This is a genomic window from Acidimicrobiales bacterium (assembly GCA_035546775.1).
Classification (GTDB): Bacteria; Actinomycetota; Acidimicrobiia; order Acidimicrobiales; family JACCXE01; genus JACCXE01.
Genome location: DASZWD010000002.1, coordinates 53,048 through 77,517 on the forward strand (window position 1 = coordinate 53,048; position 24,470 = coordinate 77,517).

The following is a 24,470-nucleotide window of genomic DNA, read 5'->3' on the forward strand; positions in this document are numbered from 1 at the left end:
GTGGCGCGTCCGTTCCTCGGGTACTGGCCCGACCCCGAGGAGGCACCAGCCAACGAGCCGCGTCGTGAGCCGATCGTCGCCGTCACGCCTGACGGGGCGGTGGTGCGCGGCGTGTTGTCGACGCCCCACGTCGGCAACTGGAACACGTGCGTCGTGCTGACCCATCCGCGGGGCGACTTTTCGCAGCACTACGTGGCGCCGCAGCTGGCGGCGGCGGGCTACGCGGTGTTGGGCGGCGCCACGCGCTACGTCAACAACGACTCGGATTGCTTGCACGAGAACTGCGTCGTCGACGTCGAGACCCTCGTCGCGGCGGCGCGCGCGCACGGCGCGGACCACATCGTGCTGCTCGGTAACTCCGGTGGCGGTTCGCTCATGGCGCTGGCCGAGGCGACGGCGGTCGCGCGTGGTGAGCATCTCGGCGAAGCGTTCGTCGCCCTCGCCGCGCATCCGGGCGAAGGCGTGTTCATGCTCCAGGTGATCGATCCCTCGGTGACCGACGAGGACGATCCGTTCTCGTGCGACCCGGCGCTCGACATGTACAACCCCGACAACGGCTGGCAACCGTGGCCCAACCCGTGCACCTACGACCGCGGCTGGTTGGCCACGTACCGCGAGGCGCAGCGGGCGCGCGTGGCGCGCATCGACGCGCGCGCCAATGCCGCGCTCGACGATCGAGTGACGTCACAGGACCGGCGTCATCGCGCCTTCGTGCGATACCTCACGACGTACCGCACCCTCGCCGACCCGGCGTACCTCGACCCGTCGATCGACCCCGACGACCGCCCACTCGGGTCGATCTTCGCCTACCCGGACCCCTACGACGCCAACTACGGTTACGGCCTGGCCCGCGTGATGACGGCGCGCGGCTGGCTGTCGACGTGGTCGGGACTCAGTTCACACGCCGCTCTGGTGGAGACGATGCCGGCGGTGACGATCCCGTCGTTGTTCGTGCACCCGACCGCCGACACGGAGATCCGGTTGCATCAGGCCCGCGGCGCGTACGAGCAATGCGCGGCGGCGGACAAGCAGTACGTCGAGATCAAAGGCGCAGTGCACTACTTCAGCGGTCGCCAGCGCGACGCGTGCGAGCCGATCATCGACTGGCTGCGCGATCGGTTCCCGCCGGCGTGATGGCCGCAGCGCTGGCGCACCACGCCGACCACGGCAGCAACCACATCGGCATCGCCGCGGTGCTAGTTGGCGCGCTGGTCGTAGTGCTGCTCTTTGTCGCGTACGCCCGCCGTCCGCCGCGCCAGCGTTAGGCCGCGCCCAGTGACGCGCTCCCTGCGGGGCGGCACGGCGAGCATCCACACGAGCACCAGGCTGACCAGTTCGGGAATATGCGTGATCTCGGGCCGTAGGCCTACTGACCCGTCCAGCACGTCGATGAGCGTCGAGATGACGATGGCGCCACACAACACCTGCGCCACCGGCAGCATGGTGCGCGCTCGCGCCGGGCGGGCCACCACTGCGAGCAGCCCCACGGCGTAGGCGACGCTGAAGGCGCCGAGGTGCCGAGCGCCGTGGGGCGACGCTCCGGTCTGGTCGCCGAGCAACAGCGCCGGGATCGACAACGCGATGATCTGGCACGCGACAAGGCCGAGCATTACCCGTATGACGAACCAGCGGCTGGCGCGGTCGGCGACGGCGTTGGCCTTGACGACCGCGCTCGACAGGTCGGGCTGCGGTGCGGCCTCCTGGATACGCAGCGTGGCGCGCGTCGCATGCAGGTCGTGCTCGAACGCCCGGCAATCGGCGCAGGTGGCGACGTGCCGGCGCACCAGCTGCGGGGCGATGGCGGGGTCCTCCCCGTCGGCCAGGGCCGAGATCGCTTCGATCCACGGGTCGCACGACACGTCTTTTGGTCGTCGGTCGGGGCAGAATAGTTCCCGTGCACGACGAGGCCCTGCGACCGCTGCTCGACGCCGCCGTCGAGGGTGACGACCGCGCCGTTGCCGAACTCGTCCGCGCGACGCAGCCGGCGGTGTGGCGGCTGTGTGCTGCGCTCGGCTCGCCCGGTGAAGAAGAAGACCTGGTCCAAGAGGTGTACGTGCGGGCGTTGCGGGCCGCAGCGGGCTACCGCGCCGACGCGCCGGTGCTGCCGTGGCTGCTGGCAATCGCCCGCAACGTGTGCGCCGACGACGTGCGGCGCCGGCAACGCCAACGCCGCGTGCTCGAGCGGCTGCGGGTCCTCGCGATCGAGCCGGCGGCGGCCCCGTCCGAGTTCGTCGACGACCTGCTCGCCGCGCTGGAACCGCAGCGCCGGGATGCGTTTGTCATGACACAGCTGGTCGGTCTCTCCTACGAGGAAGCGGCGGTCGCGCTCGACTGCCCGGTCGGGACGGTGCGCTCTCGCGTCGCTCGGGCGCGAGCCGACCTGTCGGCCGCGGTGCGCCGCGCCGACGCGGTCTGAGCAGATTTTCGGGAACTGACAGCGGGCCACGTACGACTAACGGATATGCGGAAATCTCTTTTGTGTCTCGTCGCGTTGGGACTCGTGGTGCTCGGTGCCACGCCGGCGCTCGCCCACGTCACGGTTGATCCGTCGAGCGCCGCGTCGGGCGCGTCGGACGTCACGCTGCGGTTCCGCGTGCCGAACGAGGAGGACAACTCGACCACCAGTAAGGTCGAGTTGTTCCTGCCGACCGATCACCCCATCGCCGGTGTGGCCGTGGAGGCGGCGCCGGGATGGACCGTCACCACCGAGACGACGAAGCTGGCTAAGGCGATCCACACCGACGACGGGGACATCACCGACGTCGTGTCGAAGGTCACGTGGGACGGCGGCTCCATCGGCGCCGGTCAGTTCGCCGAGTTCACCATCGAGGCGGGCGCCCTGCCCGATGACACGTCGTCGCTCGTGTTCAAGGCGGTCCAGACCTACGCCAACGGCGACGTCGTGCGCTGGATCGACGTGCCGACCTCCAGCGGTGCCGAGCCCGAGCATCCGGCTCCGACGCTGAAGCTGACGACGACGCCGGCGTCGTCGACGAAGTCGAACGCCAACAAGAAGCGGGCGGATATCGCACTCGGGCTTGGCCTCGTGGCGGTGATCATCTCCGCGGTCGCCACCGGCATCGCGGTCTCCGGCCGCCGCGGTTGATCCGCGCCCGGCGGCTGGTCGTCGCGTCGCTCGGCGCGTTCGTCCTGCTCGTCGGGCTGGCGACGCCCGCATTCGCGCACGCCACGCTGAACAATTCGACCCCGTCGAACGGCGCGCGCGTCGAGACGTCGCCGAAGCAGGTCGTGCTCAGCTTCAACGAACGCGTCGAGGTGTCGCTCGGCGGCATTCGGGTGTTCGACTCGACCGGCAAACGCGTCGACCACGGCACCATCTCGCACCCGAACGGCGTCGGCTCACAGGTCGCGATTGCGCTGCCCAAGCTGAAGGACGGCGGCTACGTCGTGACCTGGCGGGTGATTTCGGCTGACAGCCATCCGGTGCAGGGTGCGTTCACCTTCACCGTCGGCAACGCCGCGCCGGCGAAAGCGACGGAGGTCGCCGGCCTGCTGGGCGCCAGCGGCGGCAGTCTCGTCGTGGGCGTCACCTACGGCATCGGCCGCTTCATCGCGTTCGCCTCGATGCTCGTGTTCCTCGGTGCGCTGGCGTTCGTGGCCACGGTGTGGCCGGCGGGGGCACAGCAGCGGTCGGTACGGCGCACCGCCGTCGTCGCGCTGATCGTCTTGGCGCTCGCCACCGTCGTGAACCTCGTGTTGCAGGGCGGCTACGGCGCCGGCTTGAGCCTCGGCGGTTCGCTGTCGCGCGCCGTGGTCGGCGACGTGCTCAAGACGCGCTTTGGTCACATCTACGAGTTGCGCCTCGCGCTGCTTGTCCTCGCCGCCGGGCTGCTGGTCGTCCTGCTGCGGCGGGCGGTGCAACCAGCGTGGTGGAAAGCCGCGGCGCTGGTCGTCGGGGTCGGCATCGCGGCGACGCCGGGGTTGGCCGGGCACGCCTACATCGGCTCGGACGAGCCGTACGCGCTGGTCGCCGACGTCGTCCACGTATGTGCCGCCGCCGCGTGGATCGGGGGGTTGGTCGTGCTCCTCGCCGCGGTGTTGCCTCGCGTCGACTTCGACGAGTCGACCGCCATCGTGCGCGGCTTCTCGCGCAACGCGGTGTACGCCGTGGCCGCCATCGTGGCGACGGGTGTGTTCCAGGCCTACCGGCAGATCGGCACGCTCGACGCGTTGAAGTCGACTGACTACGGGAAGTTGGTCGTGATCAAGACGCTGCTCGTCGCCGCCGTGCTGTGCATCGCGGTGGCCAGCCGCAACTTCGTGCACAAACGGTGGTCGCCCGCCAGTGCACGCATGCTGCGGAAAACGGTCGGACTCGAGGCGCTGATCGCCGTCGGGGTGCTGGCGGTGACGTCGATCCTCGTCAACTCCGCGCCGGCCAAGACGCTGGCGGCTCGCCCGCAGTCAGGCGAACTGACCGGCAAGGCGATGTTGCTCGACTACACGGCCTCGCCCGGCCGCGCCGGTCCCAACCAGATCCACCTGTACGCGTTGACGAAGACGGGCGTGCCCGAGAACGTCATCGAGATGAAGCTGAGCCTTTCCTTGCCGGGTCGCGGCATCGCGCCGATCGACGTCCCGTTGCAGAACGCGGGGCCGGGCCACTTCCAGTCGCTCAACTTCACCGTGCCCTTCAGCGGTCAGTGGACGATCGAGGTGACGGCGCGCACCTCCGACATCGACGAGGAAGTGCTCGACGGCACCGTGACGTTCCGGTAGCTACGCCGCCGCGTTCTGGCGCTCGGCGCCGCCGCCCGCTTCTCCCACCGCACGAGGTTGATGACCGTCGCGTAGATCACGAGGCGCGAGAAAACCAGCAACCACGCCAGCACGGCGAAGACCACGCCGATCGAGCCGTAGAGGGCCGACGAGCTGGCGATGGTGCGTGGGAGATAGAAGGCGCCGACGAACTTGAGGATCTCCATGCCGAGCGCGCCGACGATGGCGCCCGGCACCAGCGCCCGCCACGGCAGCTTGCGGTTGGGCAGCACCTTGAAGCTCCACAACCACAGCGCCAGGTTCACCGACACGCCGACGGCGATGCCGAACGGTGTGACGAATCCCGGCAGCCAATTCAGGACGGTCGTGACGGCGGCGGCGCCGATGAAGAGCACCGCGGCGCCGACGAGCCACAGGAGGCCGAAGAGCTTGCCCTTCATGCCGCGCTCGTCGACCCGCCACACCTGGTCCATGGCGAACTGCAGGGAGTCGACCAGCCCGAGTCCCGACCACAGCAGGCCGACGAGGCCGATGGGACCCGTCGCCGCAGGGTTCTTCGCCGCGGTGGTGATCGCCTCGTTCACGATGCGCGCCCCGTCGCCCTGGAGGCCGAGGTTGCCCACGATGCGCGTGCCGACGGTGGCGTCCTTCGACGCGAAGAACCCGACGACCGAAACGATCACCAGCAGCAGCGGGAACAGCGAGAGGAACGTCTGGAACGCCACGGTGGCGGCGAGGTTGTTGCCGTTCACCTCGCCGTAGCGGTCCTGGATCGGCATGAGCGTGCGGAGCACGGGCAGACGCGCCAGCTTGGCCTTGATGCCGGTCGGTTGTTTCGGTTGTGGAGGCGGTGGCGTCGGCGACGTGTCGGCGTGCTGCTGCTCACGCTGGGTCTGGATCAGCGCGGTCAGGAGCAACGCGGCGCTGACGACGGGCGCCAGGATGCGCTCGACGCCCGACTCGCGCCGCGTCTTTGCTTCGACCTTTGCTTTGTCTCTCGCGGCTCGCACGCATACGGGTTACCCCCCGAACGGGGTGCGGCTCAATCGCAGCAGGAGTCGCGCCAGCCGCAGCTGGCGCAGCGGTAGTGCGCGTGCTCGGCGCGCATGTCGCCGCCGCAGTGCGGGCACTCGGCGAAGATGGCGTGCGGCGAGGTTGCACAGACGCGCTCGTCAGTGGTCGTCGGCTGGTCCGTCGTGCTCACGCCGGCGACGGTAGCTGGGTACGGTGCCTGCCATGACGGACCCGGTCGACGCGCTGTTCGTCGGCGCGCTCGACGAGTTCGTGAAGCGCCGCGACGCGTTGGCGCGCGAGCTCAAGCAGGCGGGCGACAAGGACACGGCGGCGGCCGTCAAGGCGTTGCGCAAGCCGAGCACGGCGGCGTGGGCCGTCAACCAGGTGGCGCGGCGCCATCCCGACGCGGTCGACGCGCTGATCACTGCGGCGCGCGCCGTGCACGACGCGCAGGCCGCGGCGGTGCAGGGTCGTGACGCCGGCGGCTTGCGCACCGCGACCGACGCGTGGCGCAGCCAGATCCGGTCGCTCGCCGCGGAGGTGGCCAAGGACGCGGGCGAGCAGTACCGCGACGACGCCGCCGGCACCTTCGAAGCTGCGAGCACCAGCGACGAGTGGGCGGCCGTTCTCAAGGCGGGACGGCTCATGACCACGCTGTCGCCGTCGGGCTTCGGGCTCCAGGACATGCCCGATCCGGTGCTCACGCGTCCGGCGATCGAAGACGCGCCCAGGGAGGCGCCGGCGCGCGACGACGCGGCGATCGACGCGGCGATCGACGCGGCGCGTGCCCAGGTCGAGAAGCTCGAGGCCGCGCTCGAGAAGGCGACGCACAGTCTGCGGCGCGCCGAGCAACGCCTCGATCAGGCGCGCCGTGCGGTCGAGGAGGCGGAGGCGGTGCGCGACCGGGCGCGTGTCGCGCGCGACGAAGCCGCGGCGGAGTTGCGCCGTCTCGACGCCTGACTAGGTGTCCACCTCCGGATCCGACGCGTCGGTGGCCTCGCGGACCTCTTCGATGCCGCGGGCGCCCAGTTGCACGAGCCGCAGGATCGTGACGAACCCCAGTCCACCGATGAGATTGCCCAGCGCCGCCCACGAGGCCGTACGCACCCAGTCGAGGTAGCCGAAGGGCGCGCCGACGATCAGCGCCGAGAACATTTCGAGCGACGTCACGACGGAGTGCTGCAACGGTCCGGCGCCGAGCACGAACGCGGCCGACATCGCGGCGATCAGCTTCGCGGGCACAGACTCGGTGCCGCGCTCCATCCACGTCATGAGCGTCATCACCGTGCCCGCCAGCAGCGCGCTGGCGAACGCCGCCCAGCCGACGCCGAGGTGGTTGGCGTGCGCGCCGAGATGCAATGCCGTCGACCGCACCCCGGGCAGCGCGGCCATCACGAGCGCCGCCATGACCCACCCGGCCGCCAGGTTGGCCAGCAGGGTGCCCACCCAGAGGCGCAGGAGGCTGAGCACGCTCGCCCGCCGCGCCACCACGACGGCGACGGGAACGAAGAAGTTCTCGGTGAACAGTTCGCTGCCGGCCAGGACGAGCGCGATGAAGCCGACACCGAGGCCGAAGCCACCCAGCAGCGTGCTGTGGGTCTGCGACTCGATCAGGAGCAGCGCGATCAAGCCGACGAACACGTCGATGCCACCGACCGCGCCGGTGGCGAACAGCGACGGCCACGTGCGGCGCAGGCGGTTGCGGCCCTCTTCGATCGAGCGTTGCAACGCCACACCGGGAACACCGGCGGGCTCTTCGACGGCGAGTTCGTCCATCGCCCCCGACTACCCGACCGCCGCGGTTTCCAATCAGGGCCGTTCGCCCCTGTTGCGCGACGGGTGATCGGCGTTGCCTAGCCGTATGCGCCGCTCGCGCCGCCTCGTCGCCGTGCTGATCGCCGCCGAGTGGTACGGCTGGTTGTACCGACTTGGACGTACCTACGGCTCGACGCCGGACGAGCGCGCCACGCCACTGCCGGGCGATGAGATCTGCCGGCATCCCCACGCCGTCACCGACCACGCCATCACCATCGACGCGCCGCCTGCGTCGGTGTGGCCGTGGCTCGCGCAGATGGGTTGGGGTCGCGGGCAGTGGTACACAGCGCGCTGGGTCGACCAGCTGTTCTTTCCTGATAACGGGCCGAGCGCCGAGGAGGTCCGCCGGAATGGCAGCACCTGGCTGTCGGCGACCGTCTGCTCGACGGCCCACCGGAAGCGCACTGCGCCTTCGTCGTCGCGTTGGTCGAACCGAACCGACATCTCGTGCTGCACTCGCGTGAGCACCTCCCGCCGGGCTGGGCGCAGCGTTACGGCGCCTGGGTCAACTTCACGTGGGCCTTCGTCCTGCGCGACCTCGGCGACGGCCGCACCCGCTTCCACTTCCGCTCGCGCGTGCGCACCGGGCCGTGGTGGTTGCGCCAGCTGTATCGCGGGCTGCTCATCCCCGCCGACTTCGTGATGGCGCGCCAGATGATGCGTGGCATCAAGCAACGCGCCGAACGCACACCGGCGCCCGCGGCGTCGCACACGTGCTCCTAGCGGTATGTGCGGTGGCGGCGGAAGCGCTTGCCGCGGCGCCACAGCAGCGTGAGCTCGGGCGCCGGGGGTATCTCGATCGGTTCGTCGTGGCAGTCGAGACACAGCGGTTCCGCGGAACCGCTTTTTGTGCGCCGACCGAGACCCGCGGTCCACAAGCCGTCGTGCGCGCTCGCCGCTGGCCGACGGCGGGTCACGGGTTCCTCGGCATGTCGGCGAATCGGGTGAACTGGGGCAGAAACGCCAGCTGCGTCATGCCCGTCGGCCCCGAGCGGTGCTTGGCCACGAGCACCTCGGCCATGCCCTTGTCGGCCGAGTCCTGGTGGTACACGTCGTCGCGGTAGAGGAACATCACGACGTCCGCATCTTGTTCTAGTGAGCCGGATTCGCGAAGGTCCGACAGCATCGGCCGCTTGTCCTGGCGCTGTTCGAGGTTGCGGGACAGCTGCGACAGCGCCATCACCGGGATGCCGAGTTCGCGGGCGAGGATCTTGAGGCCGCGGCTCATCTCGGCGACTTCGACCTGGCGGGACTCGGCGCGGGCGCGGCCCGTCATGAGCTGCATGTAGTCGATGATGATGAGGCCGAGACCGTCGCGGGCTTTGAGGCGGCGCGCCTTGGCCCGGATGTCCATCACCGTGACGTTGGGGTTGTCGTCGATGTAGATCGGCGCTTCGGCGAGGCGGCCGACCGCGGCGGTGATCTTCTGCCAGTCGCGGTCGTCGAAGTTGCCGGTGCGCAGCTTGCCGGCGTCGACGCGGGCTTCCATGCACAGCAGTCGCTGCGTGATCTCGTCGCGGCCCATTTCGAGCGAGAACAGCAGCGTGGGCACGCCCGCCTCCATCGCCGCGTGGGCGAGGATGCCGAGGGCGAAGCTGGTGTTATGCGTCACGATGTGGTGTTCAGTGACGTAGAGGCCGTCGTCCGCCGCGACCGTCAGGCAGACGCTGTCGGCTTCGCCGTCCTCCGTCACGCCAACGATCCGGCGGTCTGGCCGCGCCCATTTGCCATCGCCGTTCCATCGACGCGACTTCCGCTCAAGCCGGAACGGGCACATTTCACGCGGCAACCGAAGCGTGACGGTGTAGCTATCGAGGTGAGGTGTGTGGCGAACGCGAAGACGCGCCGTGCCGCCAAGACTTCTGACGAGCATGCAGAGGTCGTTTGCGAGCGCAGGGCTCGCCGAGGCGTACTGCAAGCTGTTGAACTTCTCGCACCACCCGTCGGAATCCATCAATCCCTGCAGGAGCGCGAGCCGCTGTTCGACGCTGGCATAAAGGTAGGGCGTCGGAATGAACTTCGACTCGGACTTGTGGCCCCACAGCCCAAGTTCGCGCAACGCCGCCGTCAGCGGATTGACCGCGCCGCCATGTCGCCCGAGCCCGAGGCGGTACGACACGCCGTCGTTGCTGCTCGGCCTCAGATAGGGCAGCGCCGTCTCGATTGACGAGATCACCTCGGGGTCGGTCGTTGTGATCACCGGCGTGCAATGTGTGAAACCGCCGTCGCCGAGGAGAAGGCCAAGGACGTACGGCGGAATGGGCAACTCGGCGTGGGCGTGCGTCACGGGGGCCACGACCGGGATGTGGAAGTCGCGCGTCCGGCCGGCGTTCAAGCCCTCGAGAATTTCCTTCGTTGTCACAACGCGGCCGCTGCGACCGGCGCGGCGGTCGATGTGGGACTGCACGTGCCAGCGGTGATCGGCGCACGCCCGAGTCGACGTCCCGTCGTCGAGCGAGACTCGGTACACGGGAATGACGCCCTGCGGGTGAATTGCCAGCACGGTGGTCGCCCGCCCGTCCGCACCGACAACGTGATCGCCGGGGCGGATGTCGCCGATCGCGCGCCATCCGCTCGGTGTGAGGACCGGCGTATCGACCGGCTGGGCCTTACCCATAGCGGGCCTGGCGCCGACGACGACGAGGTTGTTCGGCTGCAGGCCGGCGAGCAGGTGGTCGAGATGATCGAAGCCCGTCGGCACGCCGGTGACGGCCTCGCCGCGGTCGTAGAGCGCTTCGAGCTTGTCGAGGGCGTCGGTGAGCAGTTCGCTCACCGGCATCATGTCTTCGGACAGGCGGCGCTGCTTGACCTCGAACACCAGCGTCTCGGCGCGGTCGACGACGGTCGCCACGTCTTCAGGCAGCGAGTAGCCGAGATCCGCGATCTCCGCGGCGACCCCGATGAGGCGACGCAGCTGCGAGAACTCCTCGACGATGCGGGCGTACCGCGCCGCGTTGGAGATCGCCGGTGTGTTGGTGGCGAGGTCGGCCAGCGTGTTCGGACCCCCGATGGCCTCGAGCAGGCCTTCGCGGCGCAGCTCGTCGGCGACGGTGACGGGGTCGGCGGGGTCGCCGCGGTGATACAGCGCCTCGATCGCCTCGTAGATGTGACCGTGCGCCGGTTTGTAGAAGTCAGCTGCGGTGAGGCGCACCTCGGTGGCCGCCCCGATGGCGATCGGTGAGAGCAACATGGCGCCGAGCAGCGACGCTTCCGCACTCAGGTCGTGCGGGGGCACGCGCGGCCCCGTGTTGCGCGTACGGCGTGCGTCGTCGAGGGATTGCACCATGGGGGTGGTGATCCTCACCCACCGGGCCTGTGGGGAACGAGAACAACAACACGGGGATTTCCCTGTGGAAAGGCGTGTCGAAACTCGGCGGTCGTCCACAGGTCCATGCCGAACAAATGTACGGACAGGGTGTAACAACGAAGAGGACCCGGCGCCGCAGCACCGGGTCCTCTGAAATCGCTGGTGTGACTCGTTAGCTGGAGGCGACTTCCAGGGTGATCTGGAACTTCACGTCGCTGTGGAGCTGCACCGGGATCTCGTGCGTGCCGAGGTTCTTGATCGGCTCGTGCTGGCCGAGCTTGCGCCGGTCGAGCTCGATGCCCGTCTGCGCCTTGATGGCTTCGACGATGTCGGCAGGGGTGACGGAGCCGAAGAGTTTGCCTTCGGCGCCGGCCTTGGCCTTGATCTGGATGACGGCGGGCACGAGCGTGCGGGCGACGACTTCGGCGGCCTCGCGGTCCTTGGCGTCGGCCAGGTCGCGCCGGCGCCGCATGGCGTCGGCCTGCTGCTGGATACCGGCGGTGGCCGCGATGGCCTGGCCCGACGGGATCAGCAGGTTGCGAGCAAAGCCGTCGGCAACCTCGACGAGGTCACCGCGCTTGCCGACATTGTCGATATCGGAGCGCAGGACGACTTTCATTCGTCGCCCTCCGCCTCGTCGGCATCACCGGCGGATTCGGCGTCTTCGAGCAGCGAGTCGAGCACGTCGGTCTCTTCCTCGCCGAACGTCGTCTCCTCGTCGATGTCGTCACGCCGCGGCCCACGCGGGCCGCCGCGGCCGCCGGCACCGCCGCGCCCGCTGGCGCGCTCGGACAGCGTGCGCTGTGCGTAAGGCAGCAGCGCCAGCTCGCGGCTCGTCTTGATGGCGAGCGCGACGTCGCGCTGGTGCTGCACGCAGTTGCCGCTCACGCGCCGGGTGCGGATCTTGCCGCGGTCCGACATGAACTTCCGCAGGACGTGCACGTCCTTGTAGTCGATCCAGGTGGTGCCGTCCTTGCAGAACTGGCACACCTTCTTCTTGATGCGGCGACCGGCATCCTTCGGATTGCGCTTGCGGTCGCGGTCGCGCTGTTCACGCGCCATTAGAACGGCTCCTCATCGTTGTACGCGGGGGCGAAGTCCTCGTTCGGGACCGCTCGCCCGCCGCCACCGCCAAATTCGCCACCGCCGCCACCGTCGGCGCCGCGGCGCTCGTTGCGGGTGACCTGGGCCTCGGCCCAGCGCAGGCTGGGACCGATCTCGTCGGCGATCACTTCGACGACGCTGCGCTTCTCGCCGTCCTGGGTCTCGTAGCTGCGCTGCTCGAGGCGGCCCGTGACGAGGATGCGCGTGCCCTTGCCGAGCGACGCCGCCGCGTTCTCGGCCATCTCACGCCAGCAGACGACGTTGAAGAAGGAGACCTTCTCTTCCCACTCGTTGGTCTGGCGGTTCTGCCAGCGGCGGTTGACGGCGATGCCGAAGGTGGCATTCGCCGTGCCGTTCGGAAGGAAACGCAGCTCGGGATCGCGCGTGACGTTGCCTACGAGGGTGATCGTGTTGTCAGCCATTTACTCTGCTCCTGTGGTCGCCGGCGCCGGTTCGGGAGCCGCTTCCACCGGACGGGTCGAACGGGCCTTGCCCGCGACCTTCTCGGGGATACGAATCACCTTGTGACGCAGCACTTCGTCGGCGAGGAAAAGGACACGGTCGATCTCGGCGATCGTGCTCGGCTCCGCCTCGAACGCCAGCAGGACGTAATTGCCCTCCCAGCGGTGCTTGAGCTCGTAGGCGAAGCGGCGCTTGCCCCACCGGTCGGTGGTGACCTTGCCGCCGTCCTTCGTGATCGGCGCCATCGCACGGTCGAGGACCGGCCGGATGGCCTCCTCCTCGAGGGTGGCGTCGAAAATGACAACTACTTCATAAGACCGCATAGGCGGTGCTCCTCCTCTGGATCCGGTTGCCCGGAGCCCCACGCTGGGGCAGGTGGTTCGTATTCAGTTGGTCCGAATGGGACCGAGCGATGGTAGTCGACGCAAGCCGCCATCTCCTAAGCCCAAGTATGGCGAGGGGGTGTGACGCCTTCGGCGGAGCCAGGGTGCCGGCCGACGACCACGTGCTAGACTGTGCTCCACAGGATTCCACGTATGACAAAGCAGAACGTCACCATCCAGTTGGACGGCGAGACCATCCGTGAGGCAAAGGTTCTGGCGGCGCGCCGCGGCACGTCGCTGAGCGCCCTGTTGGCGGCCGAACTGCAGCGTCTCGTCGCCGACGACGAGCGGTATGAAGCCGCGCGGCAGCGTGCGGAAGCGGCGCTGTCGAACGCGAGGCCCCGTGGCGGTCGTCGCTGGACGCGCGACGCGATCTATGACCGCGCGGTCCTGAACCGCGAGTGACCTTCGTGGACAGCAATGTCCTGGTTTACGCGCACGACGCTGCCGACTCTGTTCGCCAGGAACGGGCCGCTCTCATCTTGCGTGGGTTATGGCGGACCCGAACCGGCATTGTCAGCACACAGGTACTCACCGAGTTTTACGCGGTCGCGACGCGCAAGCTCACGCCACCGATGTCGCGGGCGGAGGCCCGTTCCATCGTCGCCTCGTACGCGGCGTGGCCAGTCGTGCAGGTCGATGCGACTTTGGTCGTCGCGGCGTCGCGGCTCGAAGAACAACACAAGCTCTCGTTTTGGGACGCGATGATCGTCGAGGCGGCGCGTCGGGGCGGCGCCACGGTCCTGTATTCGGAAGACCTGCAACACGGGCGCCGCATCGGCGGCGTCCAGATCCTGAATCCGTTGCGCGACTAGGTCGGCCACTTCTCGAGGATGTTGTTGATGGTCTTGATCGACCGGAACGTCGATTGCTGACCGAGCGCTTTCTCGATCTTGGCCGGGTTGATCGTCGAGTCCGACATGCGGGGCGTGTGCGTGTGCCAGTACACGGTGGTGCCGTCGACGTGCAGTTCGTCGTTGTCGGTCTCGAGCGCCTTGAGCAGCGACGCCGCCGCCTTTTGCTTGAGGAAGCCGATGTGGAGCGTGCCGCCGGTCTCGGGGCCGCGCCCGTCGAAGGGCCGGCGGTCGACGATCTTCTTCAGCTGGGCCGTCGTGCGGATGAACGTGGGCGCCGCGTAGCCCATCGCCTGTTCGAACGCGTCCTCGGCGGCCGATTCCGGCGGCTTGGACTTGGCGTCGAACACGACGTTGCCCGACGCGATGAACGTCGTCACGTCCTCGCAGCCGACGGACTCGAAGATCTTGATCAGCTGGTCCTTCTTGACCGTGTGGCCGCCGAGGTTGATGCCCCGGAGGAAGGCGATGGCGTGCATGGCTGCAAGTATTGCGAGCGTGACCGTCGAGTTCTTCCGGTCGCTGTGGGGGCCAATGGCGATCGACGGCGGCATCAGCGACCTGCCCGCGGTGTGCGCGGAAACCCGACGGCGGGGCTACACCGGAGTCGAGACGAACCCGTTCCTGTGGCGCAAGCAGGTCGACGAAGCGAAGGCGGTCCTTGACGAGCACGGGCTGCGGTTGCTGGCTCGCGCCCACACGTTCGGGGCGACCGTCGCCGAACACGTCAGCTGGGTCCGCCGCGTCGTCGAACTGGCGCCGGCGTTCGGATCGCCCTTCGTGATCGCGCAGTCGGGCGCCGACTGGTTCGACGACGCGCAGATCGACGAGTACTTCACGGCCACGGCGCAGATCGAGGCCGAGTCCGGACTGCGGATCGCGCACGAGACGCACCGCGGCTGCATTCTCAACACGCCGTGGGTGACGGCGCGGGTGCTCGATCGGTTCCCGGAGGCGTGGCTCGCCGCCGACTACAGCCACTGGATCGTCGTGTGCGAGCGGTATCTCGAAACCGAAGGCGAACTGTTGACGCGCTTCGCCCCCCGCGTGCTGCACATCGACGCCCGCGTCGGCACACCGGAGGCGCCGCAGGTCGCCGATCCTCGAACGGATGTCGCTCGAACACCCCTAGCTGCGTTCGAGCAGTGGTGGGACGAAATCCACGAAGCGGGCAACCTGGCCACGGTCGTGCCCGAGTTCGGCGCCGCGCCCTACGCACCCCCCGACACTGCCGACCTCGACGACGTGTGCCAGTGGATGGCCGACCGGCTGCGCGCCCGCTGGGCGTAATACCGTTTCGGCGTGGGGATTCCAGCTGGGGCGACGATTCATCCGTGGAACGACGGTTCTGACTTCGCGCTGCCGCCGCGGCCGGCGGCGTCGGTGCTGACCGACGACCAACGCGCCCAGTTCGAGCGCGACGGCTACACGGTGGTCGAGAACATCTTCGCCGGCGACGAACTGGCGCAGCTCACCGCCGAACTCGACGACCTGGAAGCGCAAACCGAGCGCTGGCTGGCGAAACAGGACAACGGCCGGGTCAACATCGCCGAGGCCGGTGCCATCACGTTCACCACGTGGTGCGTGCTGCGCAGCGAGGCGGCGCGCCGCGCCACGCAACACCCGACGATGCTGGCGCTGTGCAACGACCTCCTCGGGCCTGACGTCAACCTGTACTGGGATCAGGCCGTCTACAAGAAGCCGGAAAAGCCCCGCCCGTTCCCGTGGCACCAGGACACGGGCTACACGTTCACGCGGCCGCAGAACTATCTGACGATCTGGGTGTCACTCAACGGCGCCACCGTCGACAACGGCTGCCCGTGGGTGCTGCCCGGCGCGCACGTGAACGGCACCCTGCTGCACCGCTGGGTCGACCCGATCGGCTGGCAGTGCATTGACGATCCGGAGGGCGCGGTGCCCGCCGAAGTCCCTGCCGGGGGCGCCGTCGTGTTCTCGTCGCTCACACCGCACCAGACGGGCCCGAACGTGACCGACGCCCCGCGCAAGGCCTACATCGTGCAGTACGGACCCGCCGGCATGACGCGGGTGACGGGCGAGTGGTGGAGTGGCGCCGCGCCGACCGGCGCTGAGTCGTGCGACGAGCCCGACCGGCAGTACGCCGTGCTGCGCAACGGCCAGCCCGTCTGACCCGTGCGTCCCTGCTGCAACTTCAGCCGTCGCCAGTTCCTGCGCTGGTCGGCGGTCGTGGCCGCCACGCCGATCGTGGCCGGGCTCGGAGACGTCGGGCGCGCCTACGGGTTGACCAACGCCGTCAAGAACAACCCGGCGCTGCCCGTCAACCTCGAGATCGTCACCACGACTGAGTCCTCGGTCGTGCTCACGTGGTTCACCGGCGACCCCACGCGCGTCGACGCCTTCGGTCGCCTGGCGCCGATGCCGGCCGACACCGAGGTGGCGATCCGCGATGTGCGCACCGGCGTGGAACGCACCGTGTACCACGACGCCCGCCAGACGCCGTATCACTACGTCGAGCTCACGGGTCTCGACGAGCAGACGCGCTACACCGTCGTCGCCCGCTCCAACGGTGTGCCGGCGCTGCCGGCCAACAGCTTTCACGGCTCGCCGATCGGCACCAGCGGTCTGAGCGCCGAGCCGGGGGCGCTGACCTTCCGCACCTCCGCCGCCTTGCACGGCAAGCTCCTCACCACGATCGCGTTGTGCAACGACCTGCATCTCGGCGAAACGGTCGCGGGTTTGGTCAAGACCGTGGCCGGGCAGGGTTTGCCCCCTGGGATTTCGCAGCTGCCGGGCAAGGCGCCGTACCCCGAGATCATGGCGACGGCGTTGGCCCGCGAGACGCGCCAGCGCGGCGCGCAATACCTCCTCGCTGCCGGTGACGTGTCGAGTGAGGCGTCGCCCACCGATCTGCATCGCGCCAAGGAGTTGCTCGACGGCTTCGGCGTCTACGAGCAGGACTACTTCGTCGCCCGCGGCAACCACGACCGGGCGCATGACACCACCGAGGTGGCGGGGTGCTCGGTGGTGCCGGGACATCCGCACCGCCACGACTGCTTCCGCGACGAGTTCGACGGCGGCGCGCCGACGTACTTCTCGCGTCGCATCGGCGAGTTGCGCGTCATCGGCATCGACACCTACGACACCATCGGCAACGGCAGCTTCCATGGCTCGATCGGCGAGGAACAGTTCGCGTGGCTGACCCGCGAATTGCGCAGTGATCCCGAGCGACCCACGATCGTGTTCGGGCACCATCCCGTCGTGCTCGACGCCACCACCAACGCCGTGCCCCCGCTGCTCTACGGCCTGCCCGCGGACCAGGCGAAGCGGCTCACGGCGCTGTACCGCCACGCGCCGGGCGTGTTCCTCCACCACGCCGGCCACACGCACCGCAACAAGCTCGCCTCTTCACCCGCCGCGCCCCACGTGCTGTTCCAGGAGGTGGCGGCGGTCAAGGAGTATCCCGGCGGCTTCCACCTGCTGCGCGTCCACGAGCACGGGTTTGCGCTCAACTTCTACAAGTTCCGCGATCCCGCGGCGCAGGAATGGTCGGAACGCAGCCGGCCCGAATACCTCGGCGCCGCGCCGAGCTACACGTTCGGCAACTTGCGCGACCGCAACAGCGTCACTACGTCGTCCACGCTGCGGCTGTAGGTGATCAGGGCGCGATTGCGCTCCTTCACGAAGCCTTCGGCGATGGCGTTGTCCACGAAGGCCATCAGCGGGGCGTAGTAGCCGGTGGGGTCGAGAATGATGCAGGGCTTGTCGTGGATGCCGAGTTGGCTCCACGTGACGGCTTCGAAGAACTCGTCGAGCGTGCCGTAGCCGCCCGGCAGCATCACGAACGCGTCGGCGCGGGCGCTCATCAGCGCCTTGCGTTCGTGCATCGTCGGCACCGTGAGCAGTTCGCTCAGCCCGGCGTGGCCGACTTCGGCGTACATGAGCGACTCGGTGATCACGCCCGTCACCCGCCCGCCGGCGGCGAGCGCGGCGTCGGCCACGACGCCCATGAGCCCGACGTGGCCGCCGCCGTAGACCAGTTCGATGGCGTGGTCGGCGAGGGCGCGCCCGAGCGCGGCGGCGACCGCCGCGTGGCGCGGGTCCGAGCCCGTACTCGAAGCGCAGTAGACGGCAACGGCCTGAGCGGACATGCTCAGAAGCATGGCCGACGATCTCGTGCTCCGCTCCGACGTTGACGGCGTCACCACGCTGACGCTCAACCGCCCCGACAAGCTCAACGCCCTCACGCCGTCGGTGTTCATGGCGTTGCGCGAGCACCTCGAGGCCATCGCCGGCGACGAGAGCGTCCGCTGCGTCGTGTTGACCGGTGCGGGCCGCTCGTTCTGCGCGGGCCACGACCTCACCGCCATCGCCGAGCACGAGCGCGCCCCGTCGCGTCATTACGAGTCCGACACCGTCATCCAGCTCGAGGAGTTGCCCACGCCCACGATCGCCAAGATCAAGGGCCACTGTTTCACCGGCGGTCTCGAACTCGCTCTCGGCTGCGACCTGCTCGTCGCCGCCGAGTCGGCGCAGCTCGGCGACACGCACGGCCAGTGGGGCCTCGTGCCGGTGTGGGGCATGTCGGTGCGGTTGCCCGAGCGCATCGGGCGCTCGCGGGCGAAGGAGTTGATGTTCACCTCGCGGCGGATCTCCGGCGCGGTGGCGCGCCAGATCGGACTCGTCGACCACGCCGTCGGCGACGACGGCCTCGACGCGTTCGTCGACGGCCTGGCGCGGGAGATCGCGGCGAACTCGCCGGGCACCAACCGCATCGACAAGCAGCTGCTGCAGGCGCAGAGCTCGATGGCGCGGCGCGACGCGCTCAAGCACGAGCAGGCGCTGCCCTTCGGCGTGCCCGACGACATGGCCGAGCGCATGGCGCGGCCGGTGAAGAGGCAGCGATGACCGACACGATCATCCTGCTGCACGGCTTCCCCGAGTCGAGCGCGTCGTGGCGCCACGTCACCCCGTTGCTTACCGGCGCCGGCTACCGCGTGCTGGCGCCGGATCAGCGCGGCTACGCGGCCGACGCCCGTCCCACGCGCCGGCGCGACTACACGCTCGACAAGCTGGCCAGCGACGTCCTGGCGCTGGCCGATGCCGAAGGCGTGGAGCGCTTCCACGTCGTCGGCCACGACTGGGGCGGCGCCGTCGCCTGGTATCTCGCGGCGAACCATGCCGAGAGGGTGCGCACGCTGACGTCGCTGGCGACGCCGCACCCCAAGGCGATGGTCGCGTCGTTGCTGCGCGGGCAACTTCTCAAGAGCTGGTACATGCTGGCGTTCCAGTTGCCGATCCTCCCCGAGCTCGCGGTGCGGGGGCCGTTCTTCCGCCGCCAGCTGCTGCGCTCCGGCATGCCCGACGAGTTCGTCGACGAGTACCTGGCGTTGCTGCGCCAGCCTGGCGCGGCGCGCGGGGCGTTGAACTGGTACCGCGCCCTGCCGTTCTCACCGCCGTCGGCGGTCGGCGTGGTGCGGGTGCCGACGCTGTACGTGTACGGCACCGACGACATCGCCCTCGGCCGCGCCGCCGCCGACCGCACCGGCGACTACGTCGCCGCGCCCTACCGTTACGAGGTGCTCGACGGCGTGAGCCACTGGATCCCCGAAGAAGTTCCCGAACGCGTCGCCGCGCTGGTGCTCGACTTCATCGGGACGGTTGCCGTTGACCGCTGAACTGCCCAGCGGCGAACTGACCTTCATGTTCACCGACATCGAAGGTTCGACGCGGTTGTTCCGCGAACTCGGCGACGACTACCGCCCGCTGCTGGCGCGTCACCACGCCATCGTGCGCTCGGCGCTGGCGACCCACGACGGCCATGAAGTCAAGACCGAGGGCGACTCGTTCTTTGCGGTGTTCACGCGGCCCGAGTCGGCCCTCGCCGCCGCGGTCGCGATCCAGTCCGACTTGGCCGCCGAGCCGTGGCCGCACGGGGCGAAGGTTCGGGTGCGCATCGGCCTGCACACCGGCGAGGCCGAAGCGATCGCGGGCGACTACGTCGACCTCGCCGTGCACCGCGCCGCGCGCGTCGCCGGCGCCGGCCACGGCGGTCAGGTGCTCGTGTCGAGTGCGACCGCCGCGGCGCTCGACGGCGTGCTGCCCGACGCGCTGTCGCTGCGCAGCCTCGGTGCGTTCCGCCTGCGCCACCTCGACGAGCCCGAGTCGCTCGCCCAGGTCGAAGGCGGGGGGCTCGACACCGACCACCCGGCCCTGCGCGCCATGCGCGTCGAGCGCCACAACGTGCGCCCGCAGCCCACACGCTTCGTCGGGCGACGCGAGGAACGTCGCCGGCTCGAGAAGCTGCTCGCCGACGAACCGCTCGTGACGATCGTGGCGCCCGGCGGTTTCGGCAAATCGCGCCTCGCGGCCGAGATCGCCGTCGAGCTGGCCGACGTCATGCCCGACGGCTCGACGTTCGTCGAACTCGGCGCCTTGCGCGAAGACGGGATGGTGGCGGCGGCCGTCGTCGACGCCCTCGGCGGGCACTCCGGGCCCGGCCGCGACGGGCTGGCGGCGCTGTCCGACGTCGCCGCCGGACGCGCCGGGCTGATCGTGCTCGACGAAGCCGAACGCGTCGCCGCCGGTGTGGCGCGCGTCGTGGAGGAGTTGCGCGCCGCGTGTCCCCAGGGCCGCATTCTGGTGACGAGCCGCCGGCCGCTCACCGCGCCGAACGAACGCGTCGTCCTGCTCGAAGGCCTCGGCCTGCCCGACGACGACGAGATCGACAGCGCGGCCGACGCCGTGGCGTTGTTGCTCGATCGTCTTGGCGTGTCCGAACAAGGCCTCAGCGTCGCCGACGGCGTCGCCGCGGCCGCGCTGTGCCGCAAGCTCGACGGGTTGCCGCTCGCCATCGAGCTGGCCGCGGCGCGCGTGCCCGAACTCGGCCTGGCCGGCGTGGTCGCCGAACTCGACGCCGCGACGACGGGCGCTGATCCGGTGGGCGACGCCATCCGCTGGAGCTACGGCCTGCTGGGCCCGTCGGCGCAGCGTCTGTTCCGCCGCCTGCCGTGGGTGGCGGCACACGCCGACGCCGACGCCATCGCCACGGTTGTGACGGGCGAGGGACTCGACGGAGTCGAGCGCGGCGACGTCGCCGATCTGTTGCAGGTGCTCGTCGACCGCGGCCTGCTACGCGTCAGCCACGACGACAACGGCCACGTCGGCTTCCGCATGCTGGAGACGTTCCGCGAAGTCGCCGCGGTCGAGTTGGAGGCGTCGGGCGAACGCGAGCGCGTCGACCGCAACCTCGTGGACTGGGCCGTCGACGTGGCGATGGCCGAGCGCGTGGTACGTCACAACGACGGCAGCCCGTCGACCGACTACGGCCCACGCCTGCCGCTGTTCTTCGCCGCCCTCGACGCCGGCGAGCGCGTGCGCCACCCGGGCACGGCGATCATCCTGTTGGAGATCGCACCGACGGTCACGTCGCACGGCGCCTGGGCCGTGCTGGGGCAACGCGCCGCATCGATCGCCGAAATCGAAGGTGCCATCCCGATCGCGGCGGGCGGTTTGCTGGCGTATCGCATCCGCGCTGCGTTCGCGGCCGGTGACGCGACGGCCGGCCTCGAATTGCTGGCGGCGTTGGAGGAACGCTTCGCCGAGATGCCCGACCTGCAAGTCGCCGTCATCGAGGCGGACCTCGCCAACGACTTGCTGCGCGTCGACCCGTTCCGCGCCAGCCGCATGGCCGAGCACGCGTTGCCGATTCTCGAAGAGCACGCGGTGCCGCCCCGCGTGTCCGCGCTCCACGCCGTCGGCGCCACGCGCATGATGTTCGGCAAGGTCGACAGCGCCCGCGAGGCGCTCGAGCGTTGCCTCGAACTGGCGACGCAGGGCAACGACGAGCGTTCCGTCGCCAACGCGCTGCTGGCGCTGGGCAACGCGGCGTTCACGCTCGGTGACTTCGACGAAGCCTGGAGGCTGCTCCAGGACGCGGTGGACCGACTCCGCCGCACGCACTCGCCGGCGCAGCTCGGCCCGGCGCTGGCGATGGCGGGTCATGCCGCGGCGCTGCGGGGCGATCTCGAGACCGGCGTGGCGCTCCTCGAAGAATCCCTGGCGCTGCGCGAGCGCTTCGGCGACGCCGTCGGCACCATCTTCTGCCTCGTCAACCTGGGCGACGTGTACGACCGCGCCGGGCGCCGCACCGACGCGCGTGCGTCGTTCGGTCGCGCCTTCGACATGACCGGCGCGATGGGCGTGGTGCCGCTCCAACACGCCGCCGCGCACGGCCTCGCCGTCACCGCCGCCGACACCCACGCCCGCGGCGCACTGGTCGTGCTCGCCGCCGCGGTCGCCCGGGGCATCGGCACCACCGGCATCGACGCCCCGGTGACCGACGCGGCGCTCGCGCGCCTGCGCGCCGCCGTCGCCGACGCCGAAGCGGCGGAAGCCGAAGGCCAAGCCCTGACCGACGAAGACTTCGTCGCCCGCGCCGCCCTCCTGCGTTAGGCCCACTCCCACCCCCCCGGTTTTGGTCCGTCTCAGCCAGGGTCTTTCTGTCTGAGACGGACCAAAACTGTGGTTAGGGCCGCAGGCGCAGCGTGTCACGGACGATGCGGATGAACTCGCGGGGTTTGTAGAGCGGGATCTCGTACCAAATCCGGCGCACCGTCCAGTCGTAGACCGTCCGCAGCTGGTGGTCGCGAGCGTCGTCTTTCGCTTTGACCTCGGGCTGGAGGTGCACCGTCCCGTCGATCTCGAAGGCGACGCGCTTGTCGACGTAGGCGATGTCTATCTCGGCGACGAGCTCGCCATCGCGAGCGCGGACGGGATGCTGCAGCGTCGGCTCTGGGAGGTCGTATTCGCGGATCAGCGCCACGGCGACGAGTTCGCTGTCGGTGTCGGTAATGCCGTCGTTCACGGCGCCGGCCGCGATCGCCGTGCGTAAACGCGTGACACCGACTCGTCCCTGTCGAGCGTGCGCCGCGAGGCAGACGATCAAGTCGTGCCAGTCGAACAACCCGAGCCGCCGCCCGTCCTCGATGGCCTTTCGGAGCGAGGTGGCACCGAGCAGGCGGGCGAGGTCGAGGATGGTGCGGGCCGGGTCCGTCGTCGGGATGCCGTCGACGAGGACGGTCTCGCACGTGCGCAGGTCGCGGCAGCGGTGCACGATCGCGCCGGCAGGGCGGATCCGTACGTCGCGAGGTACCGAGATCTCGGGCAGTGCCTTGCGGAATCCGACGCCGTGCAGGCGCGCGGCACATTGATGCGAAGCGACCGCGTCGGGCCCGGCGGCCTTGACCGCAGCGAACACCTTTCCTTCGTAGGTCCAGGGTGCACCCGCGAGACGGAACACGTTGGGATGCACCTTCACCCAACGACCGGCCGTGACGCGTGTGTCCGCGTGATGGCGTTTCCCGCCCGCGGCCTTCACATCGGCGAGGGTGATGACACTGTGTTGCTTGGCCGCGACCGCGGCGAGACGTTCGTCGAGGGTCGACAACGCCGACTCCTTCCGTCAGCCAACTGCAGAGGGAAGGGAAACGCAGCGTCGCGCGCCGCCCTGGGGCCGGTCAACGGGTCTTCTGGTCCGTCTCAGCCAGGGTCTTTCTGTCTGAGACGGACCGAAACGCGGGGGTTAGGGGACCAGCACCGTCTTGCCGACGAGTTTGCGGTCGAGGGCTTCCTGGAGGACGGCGCCCACGTCGTCGAGGGGGCGGCGCGCCGGCATCGGTGGGTGGAGGCGCCCCTCGCCGACAGCGGTCATCAACTCGGCGAGTAGGGCCCGCTGACCTTCGGGGTCGCGGCCGGTCCACGCGCCCCAGTCGACGCCCACCACCGTGCGGTTGTTGAGCAGCACGAGGTTGACGGGGAAGCGCGGGATGGGCCCCGACGCGAAGCCGATGACGATGTAGGTCGACATCCACCCGCTGGCACGCAGCGCCTGCTCGGCGAGGTCGCCGCCGATCGGGTCGACGACGACGTCGACGCCGAGCTCCTTGCCGCGCGCTTTGAGGTCTTCGGTCGTGTAGTTGATCGTCTCGCTCGCGCCCGCGCCGCGTGCCGCCGCCAGCTTGTCCTCCGACGATGCGGCGGCGATCACGGTGGCGCCGAGCCCGCAGGCGACGTCGATCGCCGCGAGGCCGATACCGCCGCCGGCGCCGAGCACCAGCACGCGCTGGCCGGGTCGCAGGGACATGCGGCGCGTGAACGCGAACCACATCGTGCAGTAGCTCTGCAGCAGCGCGGCGGCCTGGTCGAGTCCGATGGTGGACGGCACGCGCGTCAACGACAACGGCGACACCGCCAGCTGCGAGGCGTAGGCGCCGAAGCCACTCCCGAGCACGTGGTCGCCCACGGCGAAGCCCTCGACGCCCGGACCGACGGCGGAGATCACTCCCGCGTAGTCGCTGCCCGGAGTGAAGGGCGGCGGGATCTTGATCTGGTACGTGCCCTGCACGAAGAGGGCGTCGACAAAGTTCACGCCCGCGGCGGCGACGTCGACGACGACCTGTCCCTCACGGGGTACGAGGTCGTCGGACTCGACGACGTGCAGGAGAGAAGGCGGTCCGTACTCGGAGCAGACGATGCGGCGCACGGCCGCTGACGTTATTGCCCGCGCTCAGGCGTGGGCGGGCGCGTCGTACATCGCCAGCAGTCGCTCGAGGTCGACGTGGAGTGCTTCGGGGTCGGGCAGCACAAGGACCTCGCGCTGGGGCTCGTGCGCTTTCAGCAGGCGACCAGCGATCGTGCCGACGAGGGCGCCGGCGAAGACGACGAGTGCGAGTACGAAGGCCTGGTCCACGCACGATCGATCGGCGGTGCCCTGCGAACCCTTAGCGGCTTTGGAAAGTTTTGGGCGATTTTGTG

Annotated in this window: 29 protein-coding genes and 1 pseudogene; 14 read left to right on the plus strand and 16 right to left on the minus strand. The window is 69.6% G+C overall.

The window, feature by feature from the left end; translation table 11 throughout:
* Positions 1-1,134, plus strand: a complete 1,134-nt coding sequence (locus VHC63_00635) for a hypothetical protein (GenBank protein ID HVV35079.1) — start codon at positions 1-3, stop codon at positions 1,132-1,134.
* Positions 1,135-1,196: 62 nt separating this feature from the next.
* Here the strand turns inward: VHC63_00635 and VHC63_00640 are convergent, their stop codons facing one another.
* Entirely contained in the window at positions 1,197-1,859 is a 663-nt protein-coding gene (locus tag VHC63_00640; protein ID HVV35080.1) for a zf-HC2 domain-containing protein, read from the minus strand.
* Positions 1,860-1,894: 35 nt separating this feature from the next.
* On the opposite strand from VHC63_00640, the gene VHC63_00645 reads away from it, so the two are divergent.
* The 3 genes from VHC63_00645 to VHC63_00655 are packed head-to-tail and all read left to right on the plus strand — an operon-like array spanning position 1,895 to position 4,740.
* Positions 1,895-2,416, plus strand: a complete 522-nt coding sequence (locus VHC63_00645; GenBank protein ID HVV35081.1) for a sigma-70 family RNA polymerase sigma factor — start codon at positions 1,895-1,897, stop codon at positions 2,414-2,416.
* Between the two features lie 45 nt (positions 2,417-2,461).
* Positions 2,462-3,106 carry a YcnI family protein gene (locus tag VHC63_00650; GenBank protein HVV35082.1) on the plus strand — a complete coding sequence of 215 codons (645 nt, stop codon included), beginning with the start codon at positions 2,462-2,464 and terminating at the stop codon, positions 3,104-3,106.
* Positions 3,103-4,740 (plus strand): copper resistance protein CopC, encoded by a 1,638-nt coding sequence (locus VHC63_00655; GenBank protein ID HVV35083.1) that lies wholly within the window; start codon positions 3,103-3,105, stop codon positions 4,738-4,740. The genes VHC63_00650 and VHC63_00655 overlap by 4 nt, the downstream gene beginning before the upstream one ends.
* Here VHC63_00655 and VHC63_00660 read toward each other — a convergent pair.
* Positions 4,662-5,750, minus strand: a complete 1,089-nt coding sequence (locus VHC63_00660; GenBank protein HVV35084.1) for a YihY/virulence factor BrkB family protein — start codon at positions 5,748-5,750, stop codon at positions 4,662-4,664. The two genes, VHC63_00655 and VHC63_00660, sit on opposite strands and share 79 nt — an antisense overlap.
* A gap of 32 nt (positions 5,751-5,782) precedes the next feature.
* Positions 5,783-5,944, minus strand: a complete 162-nt coding sequence (locus tag VHC63_00665; GenBank protein HVV35085.1) for a hypothetical protein — start codon at positions 5,942-5,944, stop codon at positions 5,783-5,785.
* Between the two features lie 32 nt (positions 5,945-5,976).
* On the opposite strand from VHC63_00665, the gene VHC63_00670 reads away from it, so the two are divergent.
* Complete coding sequence (locus VHC63_00670) at positions 5,977-6,714, plus strand: hypothetical protein (protein HVV35086.1); 738 nt, start codon at positions 5,977-5,979, stop codon at positions 6,712-6,714.
* Here VHC63_00670 and VHC63_00675 read toward each other — a convergent pair whose 3' ends face one another.
* The gene (locus tag VHC63_00675; protein ID HVV35087.1) at positions 6,715-7,530 is read right to left on the minus strand and encodes a formate/nitrite transporter family protein; all 816 of its coding nucleotides are present in this window, start codon (positions 7,528-7,530) and stop codon (positions 6,715-6,717) included.
* Positions 7,531-7,692: 162 nt separating this feature from the next.
* Entirely contained in the window at positions 7,693-8,013 is a 321-nt protein-coding gene (locus VHC63_00680; protein HVV35088.1) for a hypothetical protein, read from the minus strand.
* A gap of 3 nt (positions 8,014-8,016) precedes the next feature.
* Here VHC63_00680 and VHC63_00685 point away from each other — a divergent pair, with 3 nt between their 5' ends.
* Entirely contained in the window at positions 8,017-8,292 is a 276-nt protein-coding gene (locus VHC63_00685) for a hypothetical protein (GenBank protein HVV35089.1), read from the plus strand.
* On the opposite strand, the gene VHC63_00690 is transcribed toward VHC63_00685, so the two are convergent.
* The 6 genes and pseudogenes from VHC63_00690 to rpsF all read right to left on the minus strand — a co-directional run bounded on the left by VHC63_00690 (position 8,289) and on the right by rpsF (position 12,765).
* Positions 8,289-8,486 carry a hypothetical protein gene (locus tag VHC63_00690; GenBank protein HVV35090.1) on the minus strand — a complete coding sequence of 66 codons (198 nt, stop codon included), beginning with the start codon at positions 8,484-8,486 and terminating at the stop codon, positions 8,289-8,291. The genes VHC63_00685 and VHC63_00690 overlap by 4 nt on opposite strands.
* Positions 8,483-10,855 (minus strand): replicative DNA helicase, encoded by a 2,373-nt coding sequence (gene dnaB, locus VHC63_00695; GenBank protein HVV35091.1) that lies wholly within the window; start codon positions 10,853-10,855, stop codon positions 8,483-8,485. Before dnaB ends, VHC63_00690 begins: the two co-directional genes overlap by 4 nt.
* 193 nt (positions 10,856-11,048) lie before the next feature.
* Positions 11,049-11,495 (minus strand): 50S ribosomal protein L9, encoded by a 447-nt coding sequence (rplI, locus tag VHC63_00700; GenBank protein ID HVV35092.1) that lies wholly within the window; start codon positions 11,493-11,495, stop codon positions 11,049-11,051.
* A gap of 185 nt (positions 11,496-11,680) precedes the next feature.
* Positions 11,681-11,938 (minus strand): annotated as a pseudogene (rpsR, locus tag VHC63_00705) (30S ribosomal protein S18).
* Positions 11,938-12,402 carry a single-stranded DNA-binding protein gene (gene ssb, locus VHC63_00710; protein HVV35093.1) on the minus strand — a complete coding sequence of 155 codons (465 nt, stop codon included), beginning with the start codon at positions 12,400-12,402 and terminating at the stop codon, positions 11,938-11,940. The pseudogene rpsR and the gene ssb overlap by 1 nt, the downstream one beginning before the upstream one ends.
* Positions 12,403-12,765, minus strand: a complete 363-nt coding sequence (rpsF, locus tag VHC63_00715) for a 30S ribosomal protein S6 (GenBank protein ID HVV35094.1) — start codon at positions 12,763-12,765, stop codon at positions 12,403-12,405. It abuts the gene before it with no gap.
* 213 nt (positions 12,766-12,978) lie between these two features.
* Between rpsF and VHC63_00720 the strand changes: the two genes are divergently transcribed.
* Positions 12,979-13,230, plus strand: coding sequence for a hypothetical protein (locus tag VHC63_00720; GenBank protein HVV35095.1), 252 nt, complete (start codon positions 12,979-12,981; stop codon positions 13,228-13,230).
* The gene (locus tag VHC63_00725; GenBank protein HVV35096.1) at positions 13,227-13,640 is read left to right on the plus strand and encodes a PIN domain-containing protein; all 414 of its coding nucleotides are present in this window, start codon (positions 13,227-13,229) and stop codon (positions 13,638-13,640) included. The genes VHC63_00720 and VHC63_00725 overlap by 4 nt, the downstream gene beginning before the upstream one ends.
* Here VHC63_00725 and VHC63_00730 read toward each other — a convergent pair.
* Positions 13,637-14,158, minus strand: coding sequence for a DUF1697 domain-containing protein (locus VHC63_00730; protein HVV35097.1), 522 nt, complete (start codon positions 14,156-14,158; stop codon positions 13,637-13,639). The genes VHC63_00725 and VHC63_00730 overlap by 4 nt on opposite strands.
* Here VHC63_00730 and VHC63_00735 point away from each other — a divergent pair.
* From VHC63_00735 to VHC63_00745, 3 genes are read left to right on the plus strand one after another with little or no spacing between them, the layout of a single operon-like run.
* Positions 14,157-14,969, plus strand: coding sequence for a TIM barrel protein (locus VHC63_00735; protein HVV35098.1), 813 nt, complete (start codon positions 14,157-14,159; stop codon positions 14,967-14,969). The two genes, VHC63_00730 and VHC63_00735, sit on opposite strands and share 2 nt — an antisense overlap.
* Before the next feature lie 12 nt (positions 14,970-14,981).
* Complete coding sequence (locus VHC63_00740; protein ID HVV35099.1) at positions 14,982-15,827, plus strand: phytanoyl-CoA dioxygenase family protein; 846 nt, start codon at positions 14,982-14,984, stop codon at positions 15,825-15,827.
* A gap of 3 nt (positions 15,828-15,830) precedes the next feature.
* A complete protein-coding gene (locus tag VHC63_00745; GenBank protein ID HVV35100.1) occupies positions 15,831-17,309 on the plus strand; it encodes a metallophosphoesterase in 1,479 nt (492 codons plus the stop codon).
* Here the strand turns inward: VHC63_00745 and VHC63_00750 are convergent.
* On the minus strand, positions 17,246-17,806 hold the full coding sequence (locus VHC63_00750) for a TIGR00730 family Rossman fold protein (protein ID HVV35101.1): 561 nt from the start codon (positions 17,804-17,806) through the stop codon (positions 17,246-17,248). The genes VHC63_00745 and VHC63_00750 overlap by 64 nt on opposite strands.
* Before the next feature lie 10 nt (positions 17,807-17,816).
* Here VHC63_00750 and VHC63_00755 point away from each other — a divergent pair, with 10 nt between their 5' ends.
* From VHC63_00755 to VHC63_00765, 3 genes are read left to right on the plus strand one after another with little or no spacing between them, the layout of a single operon-like run.
* Positions 17,817-18,563 carry an enoyl-CoA hydratase/isomerase family protein gene (locus VHC63_00755; protein HVV35102.1) on the plus strand — a complete coding sequence of 249 codons (747 nt, stop codon included), beginning with the start codon at positions 17,817-17,819 and terminating at the stop codon, positions 18,561-18,563.
* Positions 18,560-19,333, plus strand: coding sequence for an alpha/beta fold hydrolase (locus VHC63_00760; protein ID HVV35103.1), 774 nt, complete (start codon positions 18,560-18,562; stop codon positions 19,331-19,333). The genes VHC63_00755 and VHC63_00760 overlap by 4 nt, the downstream gene beginning before the upstream one ends.
* The gene (locus VHC63_00765; protein HVV35104.1) at positions 19,323-22,109 is read left to right on the plus strand and encodes a tetratricopeptide repeat protein; all 2,787 of its coding nucleotides are present in this window, start codon (positions 19,323-19,325) and stop codon (positions 22,107-22,109) included. Before VHC63_00760 ends, VHC63_00765 begins: the two co-directional genes overlap by 11 nt.
* Positions 22,110-22,182: 73 nt before the next feature.
* Here VHC63_00765 and VHC63_00770 read toward each other — a convergent pair whose 3' ends face one another.
* From VHC63_00770 to VHC63_00780, 3 genes are all read right to left on the minus strand, one after another.
* Positions 22,183-23,103 carry a hypothetical protein gene (locus VHC63_00770; protein HVV35105.1) on the minus strand — a complete coding sequence of 307 codons (921 nt, stop codon included), beginning with the start codon at positions 23,101-23,103 and terminating at the stop codon, positions 22,183-22,185.
* Between the two features lie 135 nt (positions 23,104-23,238).
* A complete protein-coding gene (locus tag VHC63_00775; protein HVV35106.1) occupies positions 23,239-24,198 on the minus strand; it encodes an NADPH:quinone oxidoreductase family protein in 960 nt (319 codons plus the stop codon).
* Between the two features lie 24 nt (positions 24,199-24,222).
* Positions 24,223-24,405: a hypothetical protein gene (locus VHC63_00780; GenBank protein ID HVV35107.1), complete on the minus strand. Its 183-nt coding sequence runs from the start codon at positions 24,403-24,405 to the stop codon at positions 24,223-24,225.
* Positions 24,406-24,470 lie beyond the last annotated feature (65 nt).

Coding starts and splice junctions, on each gene's coding strand:
- rplI (HVV35092.1), bottom strand. CDS start 11,495: ATGAAAGTCGTCCTGCGCTCCGATATCGACAATGTCGGCAAGCGCGGT.
- VHC63_00760 (HVV35103.1), top strand. CDS start 18,560: ATGACCGACACGATCATCCTGCTGCACGGCTTCCCCGAGTCGAGCGCG.
- VHC63_00675 (HVV35087.1), bottom strand. CDS start 7,530: ATGGACGAACTCGCCGTCGAAGAGCCCGCCGGTGTTCCCGGTGTGGCG.
- VHC63_00720 (HVV35095.1), top strand. CDS start 12,979: ATGACAAAGCAGAACGTCACCATCCAGTTGGACGGCGAGACCATCCGT.
- VHC63_00670 (HVV35086.1), top strand. CDS start 5,977: ATGACGGACCCGGTCGACGCGCTGTTCGTCGGCGCGCTCGACGAGTTC.
- VHC63_00750 (HVV35101.1), bottom strand. CDS start 17,806: ATGTCCGCTCAGGCCGTTGCCGTCTACTGCGCTTCGAGTACGGGCTCG.
- dnaB (HVV35091.1), bottom strand. CDS start 10,855: ATGGTGCAATCCCTCGACGACGCACGCCGTACGCGCAACACGGGGCCG.
- VHC63_00735 (HVV35098.1), top strand. CDS start 14,157: ATGGCTGCAAGTATTGCGAGCGTGACCGTCGAGTTCTTCCGGTCGCTG.
- ssb (HVV35093.1), bottom strand. CDS start 12,402: ATGGCTGACAACACGATCACCCTCGTAGGCAACGTCACGCGCGATCCC.
- rpsF (HVV35094.1), bottom strand. CDS start 12,765: ATGCGGTCTTATGAAGTAGTTGTCATTTTCGACGCCACCCTCGAGGAG.
- VHC63_00730 (HVV35097.1), bottom strand. CDS start 14,158: ATGCACGCCATCGCCTTCCTCCGGGGCATCAACCTCGGCGGCCACACG.
- VHC63_00680 (HVV35088.1), bottom strand. CDS start 8,013: ATGTCGGTTCGGTTCGACCAACGCGACGACGAAGGCGCAGTGCGCTTC.
- VHC63_00755 (HVV35102.1), top strand. CDS start 17,817: ATGGCCGACGATCTCGTGCTCCGCTCCGACGTTGACGGCGTCACCACG.
- VHC63_00650 (HVV35082.1), top strand. CDS start 2,462: ATGCGGAAATCTCTTTTGTGTCTCGTCGCGTTGGGACTCGTGGTGCTC.